Origin of the sequence: Erythrobacter sp. (assembly GCF_024305245.1) — a bacterium.
Taxonomy (GTDB): Bacteria; Pseudomonadota; Alphaproteobacteria; order Sphingomonadales; family Sphingomonadaceae; genus Erythrobacter.
This window is the reverse complement of the sequence record NZ_JAMWYX010000004.1, coordinates 237,993-255,823: the sequence shown is the minus strand read 5'-3', so window position 1 is coordinate 255,823 and position 17,831 is coordinate 237,993. Positions and strand designations below refer to the sequence as shown.

12 protein-coding genes are annotated in these 17,831 nt (G+C 64.2%); 4 read left to right on the top strand and 8 right to left on the bottom strand.

What is annotated here, in order from left to right; genetic code table 11:
- The first annotated feature begins 69 nt into the window (after positions 1–69).
- On the top strand, positions 70–1,656 hold the full coding sequence (locus tag Q0L48_RS07995; protein ID WP_296719399.1) for a helicase HerA-like domain-containing protein: 1,587 nt from the start codon (positions 70–72) through the stop codon (positions 1,654–1,656).
- Positions 1,657–1,667: 11 nt separating this feature from the next.
- Here Q0L48_RS07995 and Q0L48_RS07990 read toward each other — a convergent pair whose 3' ends face one another.
- Complete coding sequence (locus Q0L48_RS07990; protein ID WP_296719395.1) at positions 1,668–2,054, bottom strand: VOC family protein; 387 nt, start codon at positions 2,052–2,054, stop codon at positions 1,668–1,670.
- An 86-nt stretch (positions 2,055–2,140) separates the two neighbouring features.
- The gene (locus Q0L48_RS07985; protein WP_296719393.1) at positions 2,141–3,961 is read right to left on the bottom strand and encodes an aminopeptidase P family protein; all 1,821 of its coding nucleotides are present in this window, start codon (positions 3,959–3,961) and stop codon (positions 2,141–2,143) included.
- Positions 3,962–4,127: 166 nt separating this feature from the next.
- Between Q0L48_RS07985 and Q0L48_RS07980 the strand changes: the two genes are divergently transcribed.
- Together Q0L48_RS07980 and Q0L48_RS07975 are read left to right on the top strand one after the other, a co-directional pair.
- Complete coding sequence (locus Q0L48_RS07980; RefSeq protein WP_296719391.1) at positions 4,128–6,374, top strand: S9 family peptidase; 2,247 nt, start codon at positions 4,128–4,130, stop codon at positions 6,372–6,374.
- Entirely contained in the window at positions 6,371–6,772 is a 402-nt protein-coding gene (locus Q0L48_RS07975) for a thioesterase family protein (protein WP_296719388.1), read from the top strand. The genes Q0L48_RS07980 and Q0L48_RS07975 overlap by 4 nt, the downstream gene beginning before the upstream one ends.
- Here the strand turns inward: Q0L48_RS07975 and Q0L48_RS07970 are convergent.
- Positions 6,769–8,517, bottom strand: a complete 1,749-nt coding sequence (locus Q0L48_RS07970; protein ID WP_296719385.1) for a GGDEF domain-containing protein — start codon at positions 8,515–8,517, stop codon at positions 6,769–6,771. The genes Q0L48_RS07975 and Q0L48_RS07970 overlap by 4 nt on opposite strands.
- Before the next feature lie 189 nt (positions 8,518–8,706).
- Between Q0L48_RS07970 and Q0L48_RS07965 the strand changes: the two genes are divergently transcribed.
- On the top strand, positions 8,707–9,774 hold the full coding sequence (locus Q0L48_RS07965) for a substrate-binding domain-containing protein (RefSeq protein ID WP_296719384.1): 1,068 nt from the start codon (positions 8,707–8,709) through the stop codon (positions 9,772–9,774).
- Between the two features lie 36 nt (positions 9,775–9,810).
- On the opposite strand, the gene Q0L48_RS07960 is transcribed toward Q0L48_RS07965, so the two are convergent.
- The 5 genes from Q0L48_RS07960 to Q0L48_RS07940 all read right to left on the bottom strand — a co-directional run bounded on the left by Q0L48_RS07960 (position 9,811) and on the right by Q0L48_RS07940 (position 17,826).
- Positions 9,811–10,746: a sugar-transfer associated ATP-grasp domain-containing protein gene (locus Q0L48_RS07960; RefSeq protein ID WP_296719381.1), complete on the bottom strand. Its 936-nt coding sequence runs from the start codon at positions 10,744–10,746 to the stop codon at positions 9,811–9,813.
- A gap of 1 nt (position 10,747) precedes the next feature.
- A complete protein-coding gene (locus Q0L48_RS07955) occupies positions 10,748–11,797 on the bottom strand; it encodes a 7TM domain-containing protein (RefSeq protein ID WP_296719378.1) in 1,050 nt (349 codons plus the stop codon).
- Positions 11,787–12,701, bottom strand: a complete 915-nt coding sequence (locus Q0L48_RS07950) for a hypothetical protein (protein ID WP_296719377.1) — start codon at positions 12,699–12,701, stop codon at positions 11,787–11,789. The genes Q0L48_RS07955 and Q0L48_RS07950 overlap by 11 nt, the downstream gene beginning before the upstream one ends.
- A 151-nt stretch (positions 12,702–12,852) precedes the next feature.
- Complete coding sequence (locus Q0L48_RS07945; protein ID WP_296719374.1) at positions 12,853–15,222, bottom strand: TonB-dependent receptor; 2,370 nt, start codon at positions 15,220–15,222, stop codon at positions 12,853–12,855.
- A gap of 186 nt (positions 15,223–15,408) precedes the next feature.
- Positions 15,409–17,826, bottom strand: a complete 2,418-nt coding sequence (locus Q0L48_RS07940) for a DNA translocase FtsK 4TM domain-containing protein (protein WP_296719371.1) — start codon at positions 17,824–17,826, stop codon at positions 15,409–15,411.
- Positions 17,827–17,831: the final 5 nt, after the last annotated feature.

Here is a 17,831-nt window from a genome sequence, read left to right as displayed (position 1 = left end):
GCTGCGTCCGCCCCCTTCACATCGACTCAAAGGGCGATCGCGGCGATCGGGAACCGACAGGGGCAAGCAATGACGGACAGCGCAACCGATATCTTTCTGGGTCTGGGCGGAGCCGGATCGCGGCAGGCGCTCAGCCTCAGCCGCGCGAACCGCCACGGGCTGGTTGCGGGCGCGACCGGAACCGGCAAGACCGTGACCCTGCAAGGCCTTGCCGAAAGCTTTTCCGCCGCCGGGGTGCCGGTATTCGTGGCCGATGTGAAGGGCGATCTGTCGGGCATCGCCATGCCGGGTTCGCCGACCTTCAAACACGCCGACAAGCTCGAATCGCGCGCCGCCGAACTGGGCATGAGCGATTATGCCTATTCCGATAATCCGGTGATTTTCTGGGATTTGTACGGCGAACAGGGCCACCCGATCCGCACCACCGTGTCCGAGATGGGGCCGCTGCTGCTATCGCGCCTGCTCGACCTGAACGAGACGCAGGAAGGGGTGCTGCAGATCATCTTCCGCCACGCGGACGAAAATGGGCTGCTGCTGCTCGATTTCGGCGATCTGCAGGCAATGCTGCAATGGGCGAACGAGAACGCGGCGGAGCTTTCCGGCAAGTACGGCAATGTCACCAAGCCATCGGTCGGGGCGATCCAGCGCCAGTTGCTCAGCTTCGAATCGCAAGGGGCGGACAATTTCTTCGGCGAGCCGGCGCTGGAGATCGACGATTTTCTGAAGCTGGACGATCAGGGACGCGGTTATGTGAACGTGCTCGCCGCCGACAAGCTGATGCGCAGTCCCAAGCTTTACGCGACCTTCCTGCTGTGGCTGCTGGCCGAACTGTTCGAAAGCCTGCCCGAGGTGGGCGATCCCGAAAAACCGAAAATGGTGTTCTTCTTCGATGAGGCGCACCTGTTGTTCGACGATGCCCCCAAGGCGCTGCAGGACACGATCGAGCGGGTGGTGCGGCTGATCCGGTCGAAGGGGGTCGGGGTGTTCTTCGTCACCCAGAACCCGATCGATATTCCCGAGGAAGTCGCTGGCCAATTGGGCAACCGGGTGCAGCACGCCCTGCGTGCTTTCACCCCGCGCGATCAGCGGGCGATCAAGGCGGCGGCAGAGACGTTCCGGATCAATCCCGATCTCGATGTCGAGGCCGCGATTACCCAATTGAAGGTCGGTGAGGCGCTGGTTTCGACACTGGACGAGGACGGTGCGCCGACCATCGTCGAACGCACGCTGATCAAGCCGCCGCGGTCACGCCTCGGCCCCGTCAGCCCCAAGGAACGCGCGATCATCCAGTCGATCAGCCCGCTCGATGGCAAGTACGACACCCGGATCGACCGCGAAAGCGCGGAAGAAGTGCTCGCCGCCAAGGCCGCCGATGCCGCCGCCACCGCCGAGGAAGTCGCCGAACTGGGCGAAGAGGAAGTCGGCAAGCGTTCGCGCAAGAGCACCAGCTTGTGGAGCAAGGCAGTCTCGCGCGGGGTCAAGGTTGCCGCTGGCGGCGCGGCAGGAATGGCCGCGTCGAAAATGCTCGGCAAGAAAAGTCGCGCCAATCCGGTTGCCTCAGGCCTTACCTCGGCCGTCGGATCGATCGCGACCGATCTGGCCGGACCGATTGCCGGGCGGTTCGTGCGCAACCTGATCGGCGGGCTGATGCGCTGACCCTGCTGCGGTCAGCCGGTCGGCGCGACCATGCAGAACACGTTCAGCTTGTTGCCATCGGGATCGCGGAAATAGCCCGCATAAAAACCGTCATCGCCGCGCGGTCCGGGCGCGCCTTCGTCGCTGCCGCCCTTGGCAAGCGCGGTGGCATAGACCGCATCCACCTTTTCCGGGCTATCCACCATCAGCGCGACCATCGTGCCATTGCCGACACTGGCGGGCTGATCGTCGAACGGCTTGGTCGCAGCCAGCCCGGCGCTGGGCGATGCCATGTCGCCCCAGGCGATGAACTGATCATTGTCCATCATCCGTCCGACACCGAAATGCACGGCAATCGCATCATAGAACGCCGCCGCGCGCGGCAGATCATTGGTGCCCACTGTAACGTAACCGATCATGTCTGTTCCTCCCATTCTGCGCACCGCCAGTTGCGACTCGCCAATGTGAGAACATTACAGGAACAGGGCGGTGTCGACAAGCCGGGTCAGAGCGGCTGCGTTTCCCGCTCCACCCATGCCAGATCCTCGCCTGAAAGCTGCGGAGCGAGCAGCGCGCGCACCTTCGCATGGTATTCATCCACCCACGCGATTTCGCTCGCCGTCAGCAGCTCGCGCGCGATCAGCTTGCGATCCAGCGGCACGAAGGTCAGCGTCTCGAACCCGAGATAGCGGCCTTCCATGCCGTCGATCTGGCGTTCTTCGGTCAGCACGAGGTTTTCGATCCGGATGCCGAATGCGTTGGCCTTGTAATAGCCCGGCTCGTTCGACAGGATCATGCCTGCAAACAGTTCCTGCGCTGTGCCGGCCTGTCCGCCGCCCGGCTTGGCGATGCGCTGCGGGCCTTCGTGCACGCCGAGGAAACTGCCGACCCCGTGGCCGGTGCCGTGGGCGTAATCGACGCCCGCTTCCCACAAATATTGCCGCGCCAGCACGTCAAGCTGCCCGCCGCAGGTGCCTTGCGGGAACACGGCACGGTCGATCTGGATGTGGCCCTTGAGCACGCGGGTAAAACGGTCGCGCATTTCAGCGGTCGGCTCGCCCGAACCATCCGGCGTCCCGACCCAGACCGTGCGGGTGATGTCGGTGGTGCCGCCCGGATATTGTCCGCCCGAATCGACCAGATAGATCGAACCGGGAGGAATCGGGATATTGCTGTCCTCGTCCACCTTGTAGTGCGGCAGCGCGGCGTGGCCGGCGGCAGCCGAGATGGTGTCGAAGCTGAGGTCACGCAGGCCAGCGTCTTCGGCGCGGAACGCTTTTAGCTGCGCGGCGGCGGCGAGTTCATCGACACCGCCCTTGGGCGCTTCCACTTCCAGCCAGCGCAGGAACCGCGATACCGCCGCCCCGTCACGCGCCTGTGCATCGCGGTGGCCCTGCTGTTCGACCGGGTTCTTGATCGCCTTGGCAAGAATCGTCGGGTCCTGCTTGAAGGCAAACTTCGCGCCGCCTGCGCGCAGGCCCTGCGCAATGCCGACCACCGCGAAATCGGGATCGAGCGCGACGCTTTTACCTGCCAGTTCGCCCGTCAGCGCAGGCTCGAATGCTGTCCGGTCGCGGATTTTGACCGCGTTGCCGAGATGGCGCGTCAGTTCGGGCGTCACCTTCTCGGGCGCGATGAACAATTCGGCGCTGCCGTCCTTGTGCGCGATCACATAGCTGAGCGCGACGGGCGTATGCGACACATCAGCCCCGCGGATGTTGAGCAGCCATGCGACCGAATCCAGCGCCGGGATGACCACCGCATCGTGGCCTTCCTTCACCAGCCAATCGGCCACCGCTGCGCGCTTTTCGGCCGAGGATTGCCCTGCCAGCGCATCATCATGCACGATCGCCTGCGCGGGCGAGGCTGCAGGCCGATCAGCCCACACGGCGTCGATCGGATTGCTGTCCGCAGGCACCAGCGTGATGCCCTTGGGATTGACCTGCTTTTCCAGCGCCTCGACCCAGCCCCAGGTGTGCAGCCAGGGATCATAGGCAATGGTTGCGCCGTCTTCGCACACCTCGGCCAGCCACCCGCCAAGGCTTTCGGCGGGAACGCTCTTGTAATCGAACAGCTTGCCATCGACCTGATCGCGCACCTGCACGGTATAACGTCCATCGACGAAGATCGCAGCGTGAGTGGTCGTCACCGCTGCGAACCCGGCCGATCCGCCGAACCCCGTCAGCCAGCCCAGTCGCTGGGCATAATCGCCGACATATTCGCTCATATGTTCATCGCTGATCGGGATGATGAAGCCATCGACGCCGCGCCGCTTCAACTCTTCACGCAGGGCGGCAAGACGGGCTTCATGGGTCTGCATCAGCATGGCATCGATCCTCAGGTATCGGCGCAGGCTCTTGCCGCGCGGGAATGTATCACTAGAACCGCCAACATAGTCCGGTTGGCCGCGTCTTTCCACCCGGACACCCGTGAACAGCCCGAGAATGGCCCGAGAATGGCCAAAGAATGGCCCAACAATGGATCGCCTTCGCATGACCCACCGCATCAGCGCCATCGCTCTTGCCACCGCGCTCACCGCCACCACCTTTGCCCCTGCCGCCGTGTTGGCGACCAATAGTGAGGATTTCGCCCGCGTGACCACATCTGCCGCCGCCGCTGCCCAAACGCCTGCCCCCAAGTCTACCGGCGACATCAAGCCGCCGGTCGCGGAGAAGCGTCCGCATTCCTACTCCCACCACGGGATCACCATCGAAGACCCGTATGACTGGCTGTATGACAAGTCCTATCCGGTGGTGGATGACGAGAACGTGCTCGATCACGTGAAGGCCGAGAACGCCTATTTCGAGGCGAACATGGCAGCCCAGGCCCCGCTGACCGAGGCGCTGTTCACCGAAATGCGCGCGCGCATCAAGGAAGACGACAGTACCGTTCCGCAGAAGGACGGCGACTGGATCTACTGGAGCGAGTTCGAGGAAGGCGCGCAGTACCGCAAGCATTATCGCAAGCCTGCCGCGGGCGGCGAGACGCAATTGCTGATCGACGAGAACGCACTTGCCGAGGGGCAGGAATATTTCAGCCTCGGCGCAGCTTCGGTCAGCCAGAACGGGCGCTATCTGGCCTATTCGACCGACACCAGCGGGTCGGAGCGCTATACCGCGCGGATCAAGGATTTGCAGACCGGCGAGCATCTGCCCGATGTGCTGGAGAACCTGCGCGGCGGGCTGGTGTGGGTCGCGAATGACACCGCGCTGGTCTATAGCCCTGCAACCGAGGAATGGCGCACGCTGGAAGCCAAGCTGCACATGATCGGCACGCCGACCGGTCAGGACGTGACGCTTTACGAGGAACAGGATCAGAGCTTCAGCGTGGGCACCGGGCTGAGTGCGCAGGAAGACTGGCTGATCATCGCCACCGGCGACAACGAGACCAGCGAAGTGCGCCTTGTCCCCGCCGCCAACCCCACCGCGCGCCCGATCCTCGTGAAGCCGCGCCAGAAGGGCGTCGAATATGCGGTCGATGTGCGCGACGATGAATTGTGGGTGTGGACCAATGATGATCACATCAACTTCCGCCTCGCCAAGGCATCGCTGGAAACGCCGGACGACTGGCAGACAGTGATCGCGGGATCGGACGAATTCTATCTGACCGATTTCGACCTGTTCAAGGATTTCTTCGTCACCGAAGGGCGGTTGAACGGGCTCGACCAGATCCAGCTGCGCCAATATTCCGATCCGGCCCGGATCACGCCGATCACCTTCCCCGAAGCCAGCTACACGGCGGGCCTTTCGAACAATCCCGAATATGACATGAAAAAGCTGCGGCTGTCGTACCAGAGTATGGTGACGCCCGGCACGGTCTATGATTACGACGTGGCTACGGCCAAGCTGGAAACCCTGAAGACGCAGGAAATTCCCAGCGGTTACGACGCCGATCTCTACACTACCGAGCGGGTGAGCGTGCAGGCGCGCGACGGGACGATGGTGCCGGTCAGCATCGTGATGCGCAAAGACCGCGCCGAAATCCTCAAGAAGGCCGGGGTCGAAGGGCCGGGGCCGCTGCATCTTTATGCTTACGGTGCCTATGGCTATGCCATCCCGCCGGGCTTTTCGACCTCGCGCCTCAGCCTCGTCGATCGCGGCTTTGCCTATGCCATCGCGCATATTCGCGGTGGGGACGATCTGGGGCGGCGCTGGTATCTGCAAGGCAAGCTGTTCGAACGCACCAACACCTTCAACGATTTTGTCGATGCCGGGCGCGGCTTGATCGCGCAGGGCTACACTGCCGAGGGCATGGTGACCGCCAGCGGCGGTTCGGCCGGCGGCGAGTTGATGGGGGCGATCATCAATCAGGACCCGTCGCAATACGGCGCGATTGTCGCCCATGTGCCGTTCGTCGATGTGCTGGGCACGATGCTCAACGAGAAACTGCCGCTGACGCCGGGCGAATGGCAGGAATGGGGCAACCCGATCACCGACAAGGCGGCCTTTGCCTATATCCTGTCCTATTCGCCCTATGATCAGGTGGTGGCCCGGGATTATCCGCCGATGCTGGTGACGGCAGGCCTCAACGATCCGCGCGTGACCTATTGGGAACCGGCGAAGTGGGTCGCCAAGCTGCGCGAAGTGAAGACCGACGACAACCTGCTGCTGATGAAGACCAACATGGGCGCAGGCCACGGCGGGCAATCGGGCCGGTGGAACAGCCTGAAGGAAACGGCGGAGGAATATGCCTTCATCCTGTGGCAGATGGGGATGGCGCCCAAGAGCAAGGGGGAATGACCGCGAACCGCTACGCCCGCACCTTCGTGGCCGAACCTTCGCACATCGACGAGCTCGGCCACGTCAACAACACCGTGTGGGTGCAGTGGATTCAGGACATGGCTACCGCCCACTGGGATGCCGTTGCCCGCCCGGAAGATCGCGCGGCGTTCTTCTGGGTCGTGGTGCGGCACGAGATCGATTATCGCGGGAACGTATTCGAAGGCGAAAGCGTCACCGCCACCACATGGATCGAAGGCCCGGCGCAGGGCGCCAAATCGCTCCGCCGGGTGGAATTCACCGATGCTTCCGGCAAACGCCTCGTCAGCGCGACGACGACATGGGCGATGCTGGATCGCGCATCGGGGAGGCTGGCGCGGGTGCGGCCCGAAGTGCTCGCGCCGTTTCGCGGCGACTAGGCAGCTTCCTCGTCATTCGCTGCGCGTCGGCGCGCGGCCGGCGGCTCGCTGAACACCGTCAGGCGCTCATAGGCGAGCCGGTTGCGGCCCGCAGCCTTGGCCTCGTACATCAGCGCATCGGCGCGGGCGTAGAAATCGGCGAACTGCATGGTCTGGTGCGCCGTTCGCGAGACCATGATCACCCCCATGCTCGCGGTCACCGGCAGTTCCAGCCCCGGAACGTCCTTTGCGATGCGCATCGGGATCGCCTGCCGCATCGCCTCGGCCCGTTCGAGCGTGCGTTCGCCGCGCAGCAGCACCACGAATTCCTCACCGCCGAGCCTGACCGCGATCGAATCCCGGTCTCCGGCAGCACGAATGGCATTGGCGCAGGCAATCAGCGCGGCATCGCCGACCTGATGGCCGTGAAGATCGTTGATCGCCTTGAACCGGTCGAGATCGACCAGCGTGAACGTATCGAAGCCCTGCGCCAGCAACTCATCGAAGCGCGCCTCGATCGCGCGGCGGTTCATCAGGCCGGTGAGCGAATCGCGGGTCGAAATCTGCTCCAGCATTCGCGCCTCGGTCAGCGCGGCGTCGCGTTCGTGGCGGATCGCGAGGAAGCGGTCGGCAATCGCAAGGCTGATCACCACCACCTCGATCCCGGTTGCGACGAACATCATCATGTCGAGGCTCGCCGGCCCGGCATAGACACCCAGGCCGCGACCCAGCCGCTCGATCGAGGTCAGGATCAGCGGGAACCACGCCACTGCGACAAACTTGGCCGAACGACTGCCGCGCAGGATCGCATGCACCAGCGCGGCCGACACCACGACGGCGGCCGGGGTGATGGTGATGAAATAGGCGGCATCATCGACGCCCTGCGTGGCGTGCAGCTGCAACGAGAAAAACCCGGGCACCGCTATCGTCCAGCACCCCGTCCAGAAGGTGATCCGGCGCATCGTACGCGATAACGCACCGCGTTCGAGAAATTCGCTGAGGAACAACAGCGCCGCCCCGCATCCCACAGCCCAGGACAGGGGCGCCATTACGGCCAGGAACACGACCGGCAGGCTCACCACCGCCGAAATCACACCGCCAGCAAACAGCACGTAACCCATCATCGCCACGACCATGGCCGCATGAAACAGCACGAACCGTTCGCGCAGGACGAGGTAGAAGCTGACATCGAACAGCAGCGGCAGCACCAGCATTCCCAGCACCAGCGCCAGCAGCATCATCTCCTCGACCGATCGGCCCGCATCCTCAACATGGCGCACCAGCCCCGCTTCGGTCAGCAAGGGGATCGAATGCGGGCTTTCGATCCGTACCAGCACAGCTTCGGTTTCGGCTGTCACCAATGGCAGGGGCAGGCGGAAAACCGGCCCACCGGCAAACGGGCGGCCATCGCTTTCGGCGAAGCTACGCGAGCGCAGGGTGCCGTCGTTATCGAGCGCGTAGAGCGTGATCTTCTCGTGGCGCGAGGTGCGGCTGAAGAACTGGAGCGGCACGCGCGAACCGTGCCAATTTTCCGCATCGAAACGCAGCCACGCCACCGGTGCGGTGGCCTGCCAATCGGCACCGCTGCAGTTCCATGCAGCCGAATCGATCATCGCCCCGGCAGGTCGGTCGGCCCCCGATGCAGCATGACAATCAGCCTGAAAAATCGCAAGATGATGGTCATCGGCTGAAGCAGGCGCGGCAAGGCCCAGCGCGAACAGCGCCGCAGCCAGCCAGAACCATACCGTGAGGCGCAATCGAGCCATGCCCGCGCAAGTAGCACCAAAGCCCTTACGATGCTGTTAAGCGCGTTACCTCCATTTTGGAGCGATTTTGTTTGAAACTCATGACGTTGTGCTTTTCGGCCGATGCTACCTGCGCCGCAGCCTCGTCGATGTCATGCACTTGTCACGAACCGGCCCTAGCGACCGCCTGAACCCCAATCAGGAATTGCCATGACCCGTCGTCTCTCCTCCCTCGCCCGCACCGGCGCTGCGCTGGCGCTCGCCGCACTCGCTCTGACCGCTTGCGACAGCTCTGGCGGAGGGGGCAGTGCGCGCAGCACGGTGCATGCAGTCGGCTCTTCGACAGTCTATCCCTTCGCCAAGCTGGTGGCCGAGAACTTCGCCCGCTCCAACACCGATTTCCGCTCGCCGCTGATCGAATCCACCGGCACCGGCAATGGTATCCAGTTGTTCTGCAAGGGGCTGGGTTCCAACACCCCCGACATGGTCAACGCATCGCGCCGGATGAAGGAAAGCGAATTCGATCGCTGCGCCGCCAATAATGTCGAGGAGATCATCGAGCTTCAGGTCGGGCTGGACGGGATCGCCTTCGCCTCGGCGCAGGGCGGCATCATGCTGAACCTGTCGCCGCAGACAATCTACGAAGCGCTGGCTGCCAATCCCTATGGCCGCGAACAGACCGCCGAAACCTGGGCCGATGTCGACCCGGCGCTCCCGGCAGAGCGAATCCTCGTTTACGGGCCGCCCAGTACCTCGGGCACGCGTGACGCGCTGAAGGAGCTGGTGCTTGAAGTCGGCTGCGCCTCGAACCCGGAGATGGCTGCGCTCAAGGAAAGCGACGAGAACCGCTATAGTCAGGTCTGCACCGAAGTGCGCGACGACGGCGCCTATGTCGATCAGGGCGAACAGGACAACCTCATCGTCCAGAAAATCGAAAGCAATCCGCGCGCTGTCGGGGTGTTCGGCTTTTCCTATCTCGATGAAAATTCGGACAAGGTGCAGGGGCTGCCGATGAACGGCGTCCAGCCGACTTACGACAACATTGCCAGCTTCGCCTATCCCGGCGCGCGCCCGCTTTATATCTATGTAAAGAAAGCGCATATGCGCGCCATTCCCGGTCTCAGCGCCTATCTGGATCAATGGGTTCAGAACTGGGGCAAGGACGGGGCGCTCGCCCGCATCGGCATGGTCGCCATGCCGCCCGAGACGATGGCGGAAAATGCCCGCAAGGTGGTGGAACAGATCACCCTCACCCGCGCGGATCTCGCTGCGGAGTGACCCGGAAGCCAGGGCGGCGTGCCATGCGGCCGCCGCCTACCGGAAATCCTCACCCGTCGCCGCGATCCGCGCCTTCAGGCCTTCCTGATTGATGTTCTGGATTTCGATCCCGGGGTGCGCGTTGACTTCGATCACCAGCGGACCATCATTGACGTCGAGCACGATGTCCGCCCCGCAGTAACCCAGCCCAACCGCAGGCCCGCATTTCGATGCGAGTTCGAGCACGCGCTCCCAACCCGGAATTGCGAACCCGATCAGCGGCACGCCGGTATCGGGGTGGTGCGTGATGACCTCGCCCTTGACCACCGCGCGGGTGATGCGCCCGGTTTCCAGCGATATTCCTGCGCCGATCGCCCGCTGGTGGAGGTTGGCCTTGCCGTCGGATTCGTTGGTGGGCAGCCGCACCATCGCCATCAGCGGCGTGTAATGCAGGCTGATGACGCGCAGATCGGGCAGGCCTTCGGGCACAATGCTGGCGAGCGCCGGATCGGCGATGATCAGCGGTTCGATCAGCGCCGCGTCCTCGGCCGCGGAATCGCCGGAAAAGCCGCCATCGACCACCTTCTGGATGTGATGCATCACCGCTTCTTCGGTCAACGGCGCGCCTGATCCCTTGTACCAGATATTACCTTCGCGCCGGACGGCAAGCAGGATACCGTCGCCCTGCGACCCGCGCGCAGGCTTGATCGCCCAGGCATCGGGCATATCGCGCAAGGGTTTGAACTGCCCAAGTTTCTGATGGTCATCGATCACCGCCACCGTGCCCGTGCAGGCAATCCCTGCCGCTTCCAGCGCGACCTTGGCCGCCACCTTGTCACGCGCGCGCTCGATCGCGCTGCGCGGGTTGTATTTTGCGATCAGGGCATTGCGCATGTTGATCCCGAGGATCTCGTCCATCCGGTCAAACTGCGGCGGGCGCAGCTTGCTCAACGCATCGTAATTGGCCGATCTTCGGCGCAGCAACCCGAACATCTCAAACGTCCTCTGCCGACCGGATGATCCAGGCATTGTGGATCATCGGTCGGCCATTTGCGCCAAGGCGAGGCTCGAACTGGGCCTCCTTGTTGGGTCTGATCGGTTGCGGAACCCGCCTGCTCCTGCCGGGGGTGAGGTCCGCGGGCGATTGGATCACCCAGATACCATCAAGCGGCGGCGCGCGCACGGTCGCTTCAGCGCGTGCGCAGGGTTCCAGATCGAGCTCGAACTGGTCGGGATCGGCCGATTGTCGTGCCTTCCGCCGCCGTTCAAGCCAGATCGGCGCGAACCGGGCGATTTCTGAAAGCCGCAATCCGCGATAACGGCCAAGAATGGCGATCGCGATCCCGGTTGCCGCGGGCATCAGCAGCGGAGAGGTATTGATCAGCGCCAGCGCGAATTCGCTGACCATCACAAACTCGATCACTACCGCCAGTACGAAGGTGTTCAGCGCCATCTTCGCCGCCGGCTTTGCGCCATCCTTGCCCCATTGCTTCCACCAGCGTTCGACGCATAGCCCGCAGACGATCACCGGAAAGGCATCCACCTGAAGCTTGGTATCGAGGATCATCTGCAAGGCAACCAGCACCAGCACGATCAGCGAGATCAACACGCCCAAAAACCCCACGCGCGTCATCCGCAGTTTGAGCAGGGTGGGCGTAACCAGCATTCCCGTCAGCACCGATGAAACCAGCACCACGGGTCCCATGATCGGGCCGATCTGCAGGAATGCGAGCGCGATCAGCATCGGCGTGAACAGGCCGAACGCCTTGAGGCCCACGAAACTGCGCGCCAGCACCACCAGAAACGCCCCCAACGGCAGCACCATCAGCAGGTTGGACGGCTTCAGCCCCCACACCGCCTGCGAAGTGGAGACCCCGTTGAATGACGATGGCAGCGCGAAGAAAGCCTGCGTGTTGGCAAAGCCCAGCGCGACCAGCGCAGCAATGCACAGGCCGACGACCAACCCGATATAGATCGGGCGCCGGATTTGCGGCGTCGCTCTTTCCCAGAACTGCCGGAAGGTCGAAATCAGCCTAGAACGCATATCCGACCGAAAGCGTCAGTCGGTAACCTTCGCGCTCACGCACGGGTTCGTTGCTGCCGGAAAAGATGTATTTGGCTTCGGCTTCGACGCGCCACTGGCCCGGCCACCACAACAGTTCGACCTCGGGCACGATCAGGCTGTCGCGGCGACGCTCGCCATCGTCGGTGAGCCGCCCGTCGAACCGGGTGCGGATCACCTCGATCGCGGGCCGCACGCGCAGGTCCGGGGTGATCGGGCGGGTATAGACGACGCCGGCGGACTCGCGTTCATAGCCGCGCCGCGCTTCGTCCGAACGGATCGATTCCGCGCGCAGATCGAAGGCGAGATAGTGATAACGCCCGAACCGGCGGCGATATTGCGCATCGACCCGCGGCCCCTCACCAGTGGTCTCGGCAGCCGCACCATTACGATATTCGCGTTCCCGCCAGGTGCCCTGCACGCGCACCCGGTGCGCGCGATCGTGCTCCCACGTCACCCGCGCAGAACCTTGCCATTCGTCGGTGTCGATCGCCTCGACCGATATCGCATCGTCGTAGTGGCGGGCTTGAAGCTGAAGCTCCCAGTCTTTCTCGATATCGGTCTGGAGCGTCGCGGTAAAGCGGTCGCGGGCGAAATCGCGCCGGTCTTCGCCCAGCCGGATCACTTCGATACGGTCGGCCTCGACCCGCAGCCGCACGCCGCGCTTTTCCAGTGCTGCGCCGACCTGAGCGCGCACGGATACCGCCTCGCCATCGATCACCAGATCATCGTCGCGGGTGGTGGTCTGGGCGCTTACCGTCTGCACTTCGATCCGCGCGTCGGGTTCCAGCCTCCAGCCGGTCTCCTGCGCCGTCGCCGGGCGCGCGCCGAGCGAAACGGACGCTGCGACCAGCAGGACGCAGAGCGCTCGGAAGGTGTGTTTCATGGCAGTAGCCCCCGTTAATTCACGTAGGGCTACGGTAGTAACGTTTAGGAATTCCTAACCAGATCCATAAACCATGGATACGGGGTTTACACGAAGGGGGGCGGAGGGGCGCAACCGGCCCCCCGCCCCCTGACATGGTTAACGGAACGGATCAGAAGCGCGCCGAGACTTCGACCCCGTAGAATTGCGGTTCTGCCGGAATAAAGGTCGGAATGCCGAATGCCCCGCCGGTGTTGCCCGCATCGAGCAGGAAGTCCTCGTTCGTCGCGTTGCGGATGAAGCCTGCGATTTCGTACCGGCCATCGGCAAAGCTCAATCCGCCGCGCGCGTTGACCAGCGTTACCGCTGCTTGCGAGATCAGCGGATTGTTGGGCACTTCGAAGAAAATCCGGCTGCGGTGGGTTATGCTCGGCGTGGCGAACAGGCGCATCCCGTTGCCGAATTCGTAATCGACAGTGAACCCGCCCGCTGCCTGCCATTCGGGCTGGAGCCGGAACCGCGCGCCGGAGAACGCGGGCGAGAACGCGCCGTCCTCGTCGATCCCGCCATCGATATAGCCAACATTTCCGAACACCCGGAACCAGTCGGCAAGCTCGACAGCCAGTTCGGCTTCGACCCCGAGGTTCGACGCGCTTCCCGCGCTCTGAGTGACGAACGCGCCGGTCGGGTTGCCTTGGGCATCGACTTCGGCAACGCTGACCTGAAAGCCGTCATAGACCTGATAATACACGCCGAGCGAGCCAGAAACCGGTCCAGCCGCGAGCTTGATCCCGCCTTCGTAGTTCCACACGGTTTCTTCAGGCACGTCGGTCCGGTTGGGGACCACATTGCCCGCCGCATCGCGCCGCGCGCCGAGCTGGACCACCGGTGAGCGGCGGCCCTTGGACACGGTGGCGAAGACGTTCACGTCGTCACTGATCCGGTACAGCGCGTTGAAGCGCGGCAGAACCGCCTGAAAGCTGTCGTCGGTGGTGAAGGTTTGGCCGTTGGTGTCGATCTGGCCGGGGATCAGCGGCGAACCGCTCAGCGCGCTGTTGGGAATGTCGGCAAAGAAGCCCGACTGGCGATATTCCTGCAGAACCCGCACGCCGGCAGTCAATTCCAGCGCATCGATCGGGATCCAGGTGGCATCGGCGAACACCGAATAGGCCTCGTTGCGGCCCTGGTTCTCGAACACCGAAGCATAGGGGATGGCCTGAACCGCGCCGCCCGTCAGCAGACCGGTGACCGCCGATGCCGGAACGCTCCCATCAGGCGCAACACAGGGAATACCCGGGATCAGCGGCGCGCCGAACAGCCCGGTCAGGCACTGAAGGTAGGTGCCTTCCTCGGTCGCGAAGGGCACGTTCTGCAGGCTGTCTTCGATGAACAGGTTCCAGCCCGCGCTCGCCCGCAGGCTGTCGCCGGCATAGGCAAAGCGGCCTTCGTGGCTGATCTGCCAGCCATCCGCGATTTCGGCGAATTCGAGGAACGGCGCGGCCGAACCATCGGCATCGAACACCTCGCGGCTGTCGAATTCGCGGTAGCCGTTGACGGTGGTGAAGCTCCACTCGTCGGAGATCTGGTAGTCGGCGGTCAGGTTGAAATCGTAGACTTCGCGGTTGAGGCCGAGCTGATCATTGCCGAGCACCGCCGCGCCCGCCGGGTTGCCGCCGAGATTGGCATCGACGAAGGCATTGGCGGGGCCGCCCGGCGCACCTGCGAAGGCGGGAAAAGCGCCCGAGATGAACGGGGTGCCGCCATTGCGCTGCTGATCATAGGTGGCGACCAGATCAAGCGTGAAATCGGCGGTAGGCGTGTAACGCAGCGAGGCGCGCACGCCGAGCTGGTCCTGTGCGTAGAGGTCTTCTTTCTGGTTCGGGCTGAGGTTCTCGACATACCCGTCGCGGCTGCGCCATTCGCCCGCAACGCGCGCGGCGATCACATCGGAACCGATGTTGATGAAGCCGCCCACCAGCGTCTGGTCGAAATTGCCGTAGCCGCCGCGCACTTCGGCCGAGAAGCCTTCGCGCGGGCGGGCCGAGACGAGGCTGATCGCGCCGACTGCCGAAGCCGTGCCGAACAGGGTCGCCTGCGGGCCCTTGATGACTTCGACGCGTTCCAGATCGTAGATCGCCTGATACGACCCGCGCGACCGCGAGATGTCGACGCCGTTGTAATAGAGCGTGACGCGCGGGCCCTGCTGCGCCGAGCCGCTGTCCGAGGTGATGCCGCGGATGACGATGCCGGGGTTGTTGGCGCTCTGTTCCTGGATCAGCAGGCCGGGAATGTAGCTGGACAGCTCGTCCAGATCGGTGACGCCCAGATCGCGAATGCGTTCGCCGGTCGTGGCGGAGATGGTGATCGGCACGTCCTGCAGCCGCTGTTCGACCTTCTGCGCGGTCACGATGATCTGGTTGCCGGAGGCCTGCTCGTCAGCCTCGGAAGCCTCGGCGTCCTGCGCGAAAACGGCCTGCGGGACAGCGGCGAGCGTAGCGGTAAGCGCGATCAGCGAGACGCGCGTGAACGGGGTGCGGAGCATTCGGGAAGGCCCTTCTTGGTGGAGAGAGGCCCTGCCCGTGGCAGTCGATGGTGACGCTGCGACGACGGTGGAGTGACGGGAGCGTTACGCCGGATTTACAGTTTCGAGACGTTGCCAAAATGCATCTTTGCTGGCGGCCTCCTTTGCTGGCGCGGACCACCCGCCCCGCGCGTCAGCGCGAAAATATCAAAGCGGGTTTCCGTCCCGGTCGCGGTAGATCTCGCGGCGGCCGACGTGGTTGGCGGGGCCGACGAGGCCGTCTTCCTCCATCCGCTCGATCCATTTGGCCGCAGTGTTGTAGCCGACGCCCATCTGGCGCTGAAGCCAGCTGCCGGACGCCTTCTGGTTTTCGATCACCACCTGACACGCCTGCCGGTATTTGCGTTCTTCGGGGTTGTCGGACGCGGTCATGTCGTCCTCGAAGCCGAAGCCGCCATCCTCGGGTTCCTCGGTGACCGCATCGACATATTCGGGCGCGCCTTGCGAGCGCCAGAAATCGGCGACGGCTTCGACTTCCTCGTCGCTGACGAACGGTCCGTGGACGCGCACCATCGCGCCGGTGTTGGGTTTGTAGAGCATATCGCCCTTGCCCAGCAGCTGCTCCGCCCCCTGTTCGCCGAGAATGGTGCGGCTGTCGATCCGGCTGGTGACCTTGAAGCTGATGCGGGTCGGCAGGTTGGCCTTGATGACGCCGGTGATGACATCGACCGAGGGGCGCTGCGTCGCCATGATCAGGTGGATGCCCGCCGCGCGGCTTTTCTGGCTGAGACGCTGGATCAGCACTTCGATTTCCTTGCCGATGGTGACCATCAGGTCGGCGAGTTCGTCGACGATCAGGACGATCTGCGGCAGCGGCTGGTAATCGAGCTGCTCTTCCTCGAACAACTGCTCGCCGGTTTCGGGATCGAACCCGGTCTGCACCCGGCGGCCCAGCGGCTTGCCCTTGGCAATCGCGGCGCTGACCTTTTCGTTGAAGGAATGGATGTTGCGGCTGCTGACCGCACTCATCATCCGATAGCGCCGCTCCATCTCCTCGACCGCCCATTTCAGCGCGCGCACCGATTTGTGCGGCTCGGTCACCACCGGCGACAGCAGGTGCGGGATATCGTCATAGGTCTTGAGTTCGAGCACCTTGGGATCGATCAGGATCAGGCGCAGTTCGGTTGGCGTGAAGCGGTACAGCAGCGAAAGCAGGATCACGTTCAGCCCGACCGACTTGCCCGATCCGGTGGTGCCCGCGACCAGCAAGTGCGGCATCGCGGCCAGATCGGCGATGATCGGCTCACCCGCGATATCCTTGCCCAGAATGATCGGCAGGTTGCCCTTGGCATCGGCGAAATCGGCGCAGGCAGCCAGTTCTTTCAGCATCACCACCTGGCGATCCTGATTGGGCAATTCGATCCCCATCACGGTGCGGCCCGGAATCGGGGAGACGCGCGCGGAAATCGCGCTCATGTTGCGGGCGATGTCTTCGGCAAGGCCGACCACACGGCTGGCCTTGATGCCGGGCGCGGGTTCGAGTTCGTACATCGTCACCACCGGGCCGGTGCGCACGGCGGTGATTTCACCCTTCACGTTGAAATCGTCGAGCACGTTTTCCAGCAGGCGGGCGTTGCGTTCCAGCGCCATTCTGTCGAGCTTGGGCGCCTTGTCGACCGGCGGTTCGGCCAAAAGGTCGAGGCTGGGCAGATTGAAGGCGGCGAACATGTCCTTCTGCGCGGTCTTGGTCGGCAGCGCGCGCTTGGGCGGTGCGGAAGGATCGCTGATCTCGGGCGCGCGGCGCGGCGGTTCGGCGCTTGGCGGCGTAGCGGCATCCCCCTTGGCGGCGCGGCGCGGGCGGGCCGGTGCCGCGTCGTCGTCGTCATCCTCGTCACCGGCGAAGGTCAGCGCGGGCGCGGATTCGCGGCCCATGAGCGGCAAGCGGCGCATCAGCCCGGCAAGCGTGCCTCCGCCGAGAAATTCGGGCAGGCTCAGCAACACGCGCCAATCGATAGCGAAAATCCGCGTGAGCAGCGCCACCCCGGCGGCAAGGCAGACCAGCGCCGCGCCGATCATGACCCAGCCTTGCGCATCTCCACCGAAACGTGCCGCCACCGCCTCGATCGCGCCTGCGCCGAGCAAACCGGCAAGCCCCCCGGCCTGCGCCGGAAGCGTCCCGCCCGGCCCTTCGAAAGCGAGCGCCAGCACGGTCGACAGCAGCGTGATCGCGATCAGCAGCAACCCGGTCGGCACCCACCACGGAGTCGTTTCGGCTTCGTCGCCGTTCTCCACATCGCGCCACAGCTTGCGCGCGGAAATGTAGAGCAGCGGCAGCAGCAGTGCAGCGGGCAATCCGAAGATCAGCAGCACCCGGTCCGCTACCCACGCGCCGCCAGCGCCCATCCAGTTGGCGACTTGAGCGGGATCGGCGGCGGTCGAGGGACTGGGATCGGTCTGGGTGTAGCTCACCAGCGCCAGCGTGAGGAACACCGTTGCCCCCAGCAGCACACCCGCGCCCACCATCTGCGCCAGCCGCCGGAGCGAACGCCGTAGCCCTGCGCGCCATTCGGCGTCGGTCTTGCTGCGAACGGCAGCTTTACGGGGCGTGACGGCGCGGCTGGCCATGGCGG